Genomic DNA, 6,879 nt, shown 5'->3' on the forward strand with positions numbered 1-6,879 from the left:
ATATTCAGTTGCGAGCGCTCATCCCATCCCTTACCGGTCATGTAGTCTATGTAAGGACAGGCATGGTTTCCCGGACTCGCTGCACCGTTCGGGGGCGAAAAAAAGCCCGCTGCGGGGCGGGCTTGAACCATGTCAGTGGAGACATGGAGGAGACAAAAACCAGTCTAGTCCGATGATTGACGCATCGCAACATTTCAATAGTTAAATATTGTCACGTTGTGTGAATTGTGATTGATGCGCGCGCTCCGGACGCCGAGAATGGACGCTCACGCGCGTTCAGCGAAGGCGTGCGAAGGGTAGCGGCCGGCACGGTGTAGTGAGCGTGCGGGCGAGTCTGCGGATCGAGTCAGTCATTCAAGTGGAGGATCGTATGGGCATTCTGGACGAAGTGGGTAAGGTTGCCGGCGCAGTAGCTGCCGTGGAGGCGACGGAGAAGGTCGATTCGGACGCGGGCTTCCTGACGAAGGCCGCGGCGGCCGTGGCGGGTTTTGAAGGCGCGGGCGCGCTGGAGTCGATGGTCGAAAAGAAGAAGGAAGACGAGCAACAGCCGGCAGACGACAGCGCCCAGCAGGCCGACAGTTCCGACTCGCAGGCGTGATTCCGGGCGGCCAGCTCGAGCCGGGGGGCGACGGGACGGCCGGTAGGTAGTGCATGCTGATTGGTGAAGTTTGCAATCGAGCCGCGGTCTTCGACCGCGGCTTGTTTTTTTGCGGCGCGAGATTGTCGCCGCCCGAATCGCCAGCCGGGAGGGCGTGATTTTCAATAAGGTTTCCTGATCAAATTGCAGGCTCAAGCTTTCATAGCACCATTATGGAATCCTTACACGACTGCAACGAAACTTTCACGCGGTGCCGTTACCGTAACGTTGATTGACCTCCCGTTCGTCCGAACAAGATGTTCTCAAATCCTTTACGGAGACGTTACAGATGGCCATCGCATCCCCCCGCTTTCTTCCCCGTTGCGCAACTCGCGCTTCGCTTCTTTTCCTCGCTCTCGCCAGCACCGGTGTTTTTGCCCAGATGCCGGGCCCGTTCTTCGGCGGCCCCGGCTTCCTCGTGGTAAGCCGCAGCGTGTACGACAACGTTTCGAGCAACGTGCAGACGGGCGAAGTGCTGCCGCCCAACTGCCAGAACACGCAGGCCGGTTGCTCGGCCGGTAACGGCGCGACGAATGACGGGACGTATCCTTACGTCTGGAACAACGTGCTCTACGATGCGAGCTTCGGCGTCACGGCTCGAATCTTCCTCGACACCATCACGCCTGGCGGCCAGGTCGTTCGCACGCTGGAAGTGCCGAACAATCTGCATCCGAGCGAGGGTGGCGACCAGATGGTCACGAGCTTCAGTTCGAAGTCCGAACTTGCGCTCAATCTCTCCAGCGATGGACGTTATCTGACGTTCATGGGTTATGTCGCACCGGTCAACACGATCGACGTGTCGAACGCGAACACGCCGGGTGCGAACGATCCGACGAATCCGGACGGCCAGGCGTTTTATCGTGCCGTCGCGCGGCTCGACGGCGCAGGGCATTTCACCTTCACGGAAACGAACGCCTATAGCGGCAACAACGGCCGCGCCGCGGTTCTGAACAACAGCAACGGTCAGGGCTTTTACTACACGGTCGGCAACGCGGGCAACGGTTCGAATCCGCAGCCGACGAACGTGATTCTCGGTGCCGGTTCGCAGTTCATCGAGGCGACGAATCAGCACGAGGCGCAACAGTCGCCGACCACGCCGACGCCGCTGGCGAGCTTCTCGGTCACGGAGCTCGGCGCGAAGGCCGACAAGGTGGGCAAGGACGACAACTTCCGCGGCCTGACCGTGTACAACAACGTCGTGTACTTCACGAAGGGCAGCGGCAGCAACGGCGTGAACACGGTGTACTTCGTCGACACGACGGGCACGGCATGCCCGTCGGGCGTGGGCGTACCGGTGGCGGGCGCGAAGCTGCCGACCACGCCGCTCGCCTACAACTCAGCGACGTTGCAGTCGAACGGCCTGCCGAACAACGTGTGTATCCTCGCGGGCTTCCCGTCCACGCCGAACAAGACGGCGACGACGCTTGCCTATCCGTTCGGCGTCTGGTTCGCCAACGCGACCACGCTCTATGTCGCCGACGAAGGCGACGGTTATGCGGGCGGCACCGATCTTTATACGCACGCCAGGATGCAAACCACCGCCGGCCTGCAGAAGTGGGTGTACAACGCAGGCTCGAAGTCGTGGAAGCTCGCATACACGCTGCAGAACGGGTTGGATCTCGGCGTGCCGTACACGGTGCCGGGCTATCCGACCAGCACGAACGCCGCGACGGGCCTGCCCTGGGCGCCGGCCACGGATGGCTTGCGTAACCTGACGGGTCATGTGGACCACGACGGCACGGTCACGATCTGGGCGATCACCTCCACGACGAGCGGCAACGGCGACACGGGCGCGGACCCGAACCGCCTCGTCGCGATTCGTGACGTACTGAGCAAGACGTCGACGTCCGGCACGTCGCAGGAGCACTTCGTCACGCTGCGCACCGCCGGCTTCGGCGAGGTGCTGCGCGGCGTGCAACTGGCGCCGGGCGGGTTCTTCGGCCAGCCGTTCTGAGCGTAGTCGAATGAAACGCCGATTGGGCGGAGGTTCGCCCGATTGGCGTGCAGTAATCGCGCTACCGCGTGCAGACCGTGTGGCCTTTCGTGTCCACACGCACGCTCCTCCGCTGCGCGAACCTCCTTTCCGTTTCCTCTTCCGTGCCGTGATGTGACACGTTGCTGCGTGAATTCCTCATGCGGGCGATGACGAACGCGCTCTGCCGGGGGCACGCCGGAATTCCATGAGGCGTGTGCCGTCAGGCCGGGGGGCGACTCGATCCACTTCCGGTGCCCGGGATATATTATAATTTGATTATCATGTCCGAGCGGTTCCTGATCCACGAATCTGTCGGGCCTTATCCAACTCGCGCGATGCTTGCCGGCATCCGTGACTCACCAGGTGGCGAACGCCAGGGCCTGGCACCAGGAATAACACATGAGCGCATTACCTCCCTGCCCGAAATGCAATTCTGAGTTCGTGTACGAAGATGGAAACGTCTACATCTGCCCGGAGTGCGCCCACGAATGGGCTGCGAACGGAGCCACGAACGCAACGGCCGATCCGGCTGAAACGGCCGGCAAGGTCTATCGCGATTCGGCAGGCAACATCTTGCAGGACGGCGACACCGTCACGGTCATCAAGGACCTGAAACTGAAGGGCTCGGGCGGTGTGATCAAGATGGGCACGAAGGTGAAGAACATCCGCCTCGTAGACAGCGATCACGATATCGATTGCAAGATCGATGGCTTTGGCGCGATGAGTCTGAAGTCCGAATTTGTCAGGAAGGTGTGACGAAGGCCGTCACGAGACTGGAGATTGCCTGGTGGCGGCTGTGCTGATTCCGTCGGGATGGAAAGTCTCTATTTTGTCGTTGGAAGATGAAGGTGCGGGTTTCGCTCCATGCGGTCTTGATTGATCAATATCAAGATAACACCGGCTCCGAAGCTTACATTGAGTGGCGTCCAGGTGTTGGTTCATATCCGGGAGGAAGCTCATGCAAGTATCGGACATCATGACGACGGACGTCGTCTCAGTACTTTCCACCGCGACCGTTCACGAAGCCGCGACCTTGATGGCGCAGCATCACATCAGCGGGTTGCCGGTTGTCGACGAAGACGGAAACATCGTCGGTATCCTGAGCGAGGGGGATCTGCTGCGCCGCGTCGAGACAGGAACGGGCAAGCCGCAGCGTTCGTGGCTGGCCGAGTTCCTGTTTTCGAACCGGAAGCTCGCGACAGAGTACCTGAAGGAACATGCATTGAAGGTCGGCGACCTCATGACGGAAAATGTCGTCTGCGTGATCCCGACCGCGTCGCTGGCCGAAGTCGCCGACGTGCTGGAACGTCATCGCATCAAGCGTGTGCCCGTTACCGCCGATGGGAGATTGCTCGGCATCGTGAGCCGCTCGAACCTGGTGAGCGCTCTGGCGCGCGCGGCGCAGGCCGGTCCCGAGGTTGTGGCTGCCGACGCAGCCCTACGCGAGAGCGTGCTGCATGCGCTTGGCGGCCATCGATGGGCCATGGCGGCTGAGAACGTCGTCGTGAAGGACGGCGTTGTCCACCTTTGGGGCACGGTGAATTCCGAGGAGGAGCGCAAGGCCATACGCGTTTGCGCCGAACGCGTCCCCGGCGTGAAGGGCATTGAGGATCATCTCGGCTATCCCACGTATTTCGCGCCCATGTAAAAGCCGGCGCGGGTTGGCCGCCGGGGAGCGTGCGATTCCCGGACGGCTGGCCTTCAACTCCGACGATTTGCGTTTGCCGATACGGGAAAGCGGGAACCGCGTTCATGACGGTTCAGTGCGACATCAGCACCGGAAGCGTCATCGTGGCCAGGACCGTGCGCGTCGCGCCGCCAAGCACCATTTCCTGCAGCCGCGCGTGCCCGTAGGCCCCCATCACGAGCAGGTCGTAGCCACCCTCTGCGGCGTAGCTGAGCAGGGCGTCGCCCGTGGTTTCGGGGGTGTGGCGGTCGAAGTGGGCGATGTTCACCTTCGTCGCGCCATGGCGCGCGAGCATGGCCGCCAGATCCGTGCACGAAGCCTGGGTGGGATCGGGGGTGAAGGTCGTCAAAGCGGCTGCGATCGTGACGCGTGCGGCGCGCGCGATGAAGGGAATCGCGTCGTGCACGGCGCGCGCCGCCTCGCGGCTGCCGTTCCACGCAATGAGCACGTGCTCGCCGATCAATTCGAAGTTGCCGGTATGCGGCATGACGAGCGCCGGTCCGCCGGCGCCCAGGATGACCGTCTCGGCGAAGCGGTCGGCGACGTAGGCGCCCGGATCGTTCAGATCGGCTTGTCCGAGGATCGTCAGATCGGCGGTCCGGCTGTGCTGCGTCAGGGCGGCGATCGGGTCCGCGTCGGCGGCAATCCACCCTCCCTCGACCTGCGCGCGCGCAAGCTCGGCGTGGAACAGCCGCTCGATTGCCCCGCGCTGTTCTGCCCGGAGTCTGCGGTGTTCGTCGTAGTAGCCGGCCGTGCCTGCCATGACGTAGAACTCGCGCGGCTGCGGCTCGAAGGCGGCGAACAGTCCGTTCAGATGCGCGCCGTACGTGCGCGCGAGCTTCAAGGCGAGCGAAAGCCGCGCGCTGACGCGCTTGCTCGTATCCAGATGAACCGTCAGGGTCTTGTAGGTCATGGCAGATCTCCAGCACGATAGGGGAGCGATCGCGGCCCAGCCCAACGCGGGCAACGAAGTGATATGAGTCTAGAAACGGGCAGTCCTTCACCGTTGATTCAAGTCAAGCGTCTGTTGGGGCACGAATGGCGCCGGAGCGCGGCACACAAGCCAGGACATTGAGGCAGATCAATCGGAAAAATCCGGGTGTTCTTAGATTGAATACGGCGCACGTTGCGACATGCAGCAAGCAAGGTGCAGGCACATGCCGAAAAGGTGCCTGCCGGGCCAAAGCGCCTGCAGATCGAATAAAAATCTGAAGCCATGACGGGGCGGCGGTGCGCATCGAGCGGGGGAGTCAAGAATGAGGCGTTGGGGCCAAAAATCAACGTATACGCCGGTCGTTGCGCCGTACTCGCGCATCGTTGTCCTGATGACCGGGAGCGAACATGCCGCTTCGCTGCTCGGCTACGTGGCGGGTTGGGCGCGAAGAGGCGCGCGAGTTCATATTGCAGGTCTTGTGTCCTCGCTCCCGAATGAGGACAACGAGTCCGGGAATGCCCGGTTCCTGTACAGACGGATCAGTCTGGCCGCAATTGTCGACGCCGCTTGCGAAACACTCGCGCGGCACGGAATCGAGGCGGACAACGAGATCCTTCAGGCGGAGCCTGGTGCCGCGCAGACAGAAGCGCTTGCGTGCGCAGTGCGTGGCTCCGAGGCGGAACTGGCGATCGGTTCGCCGGATAGCCTGGTCTTGCTTGCGGGCTCGACGGACTGTCCGGTACTGGCGTTGCCCACGCCTTTCGCGCGTCGATGCCAGGTGCCGCCGCGGCGCATTTTCGTCGCGAGCGACGGGAGCGCCGAGTCGGCCTTCGCCGTCCGGGAAGCCGCGCGGATTGCCACGCCGGGTGTGGCGGTCCGGGTGGCTTATCTCGCATGCGATCCGGTGGCCGCGCTGCATCCCGAAGACTTCGACGCCGTCGTCCTCGAGGCGCGGCACGACAGCGATGACGTCTCGCACGCAATCGCGGAGGCGGCACGGCGGTGGCATACCGACCTGCTGATGCTGGGGCCGCGCGGCGGCCACGCGAGCGGGCGGCAGCGCTACGGCAGCATCGCGGCCGATGTTGTGCAGCGCACGGTGTTGCCGCTGCTGCTCGTGCCACAGACGTCGCAACGCGCGGGCCCCGCGGCGGCGAACGGTGTGCATTGAGTTGATATGCGTCAACGGCCGCCCCCTGCCCGACCTTATCCTGAATTGAATTGGCAAGCAGATGGCTTGCCGTCGGCACAGGCAAGGGGGCAGGTTATGGACATTTCGTTTCCGCGGACGGTTCCCGCATACGATTCGGAGTGCTACACGCTGGTATTTCCCGCCGAGGTCGACGGCGAGCGAATCCAGTGCGGCATTACCGCCGAGGCGCTCGAAGATCATTTCGGCGCGTCATCGATCGGCGAGGCGGATCTCGTCGAGGCATTTTGCACCCATCGCCGCGCCATCGAGGAGACGGCGGCCACGCTCATCAAAGCGACGCGCGGCGCGTCGGTCTTGCTGCATAGCGGTGTTTTCAGGGTTTATGGCAGGTAGCGCGCACTTTCCGCGCACGGGACGGAGATCCGCATGATGGCACTAAGAAACGGTTTCAAAAAGAGTTCGTAGGGGCTGTTAACCCGTAACGCAACCTGTT

At 62.7% G+C, this 6,879-nt stretch carries 7 protein-coding genes; 6 read left to right on the top strand and 1 reads right to left on the bottom strand.

Annotated features, from left to right (window positions below; all coding sequences use genetic code 11):
* Positions 1-370: 370 nt before the first annotated feature.
* The 4 genes from V8683_RS20425 (at position 371) to V8683_RS20440 (ending at position 4,260) form a co-directional block, all read left to right on the top strand.
* Entirely contained in the window at positions 371-598 is a 228-nt protein-coding gene (locus V8683_RS20425; protein WP_411193420.1) for a hypothetical protein, read from the top strand.
* A gap of 328 nt (positions 599-926) precedes the next feature.
* A complete protein-coding gene (locus V8683_RS20430) occupies positions 927-2,591 on the top strand; it encodes a hypothetical protein (RefSeq protein WP_411193419.1) in 1,665 nt (554 codons plus the stop codon).
* A gap of 420 nt (positions 2,592-3,011) precedes the next feature.
* Positions 3,012-3,368, top strand: coding sequence for a zinc ribbon domain-containing protein YjdM (locus V8683_RS20435; RefSeq protein WP_411193418.1), 357 nt, complete (start codon positions 3,012-3,014; stop codon positions 3,366-3,368).
* A 202-nt stretch (positions 3,369-3,570) separates the two neighbouring features.
* On the top strand, positions 3,571-4,260 hold the full coding sequence (locus V8683_RS20440) for a CBS domain-containing protein (RefSeq protein WP_411193417.1): 690 nt from the start codon (positions 3,571-3,573) through the stop codon (positions 4,258-4,260).
* 112 nt (positions 4,261-4,372) lie between these two features.
* Here V8683_RS20440 and V8683_RS20445 read toward each other — a convergent pair whose 3' ends face one another.
* A complete protein-coding gene (locus V8683_RS20445; protein ID WP_411193416.1) occupies positions 4,373-5,212 on the bottom strand; it encodes a universal stress protein in 840 nt (279 codons plus the stop codon).
* Between the two features lie 499 nt (positions 5,213-5,711).
* On the opposite strand from V8683_RS20445, the gene V8683_RS20450 reads away from it, so the two are divergent.
* Together V8683_RS20450 and V8683_RS20455 are read left to right on the top strand one after the other, a co-directional pair.
* The gene (locus tag V8683_RS20450) at positions 5,712-6,404 is read left to right on the top strand and encodes a universal stress protein (protein ID WP_411193415.1); all 693 of its coding nucleotides are present in this window, start codon (positions 5,712-5,714) and stop codon (positions 6,402-6,404) included.
* Positions 6,405-6,500: 96 nt separating this feature from the next.
* Positions 6,501-6,779 (top strand): DUF1488 family protein, encoded by a 279-nt coding sequence (locus V8683_RS20455; protein ID WP_411193584.1) that lies wholly within the window; start codon positions 6,501-6,503, stop codon positions 6,777-6,779.
* Positions 6,780-6,879 lie beyond the last annotated feature (100 nt).

The organism is Paraburkholderia sp. AV2, from assembly GCF_054968425.1.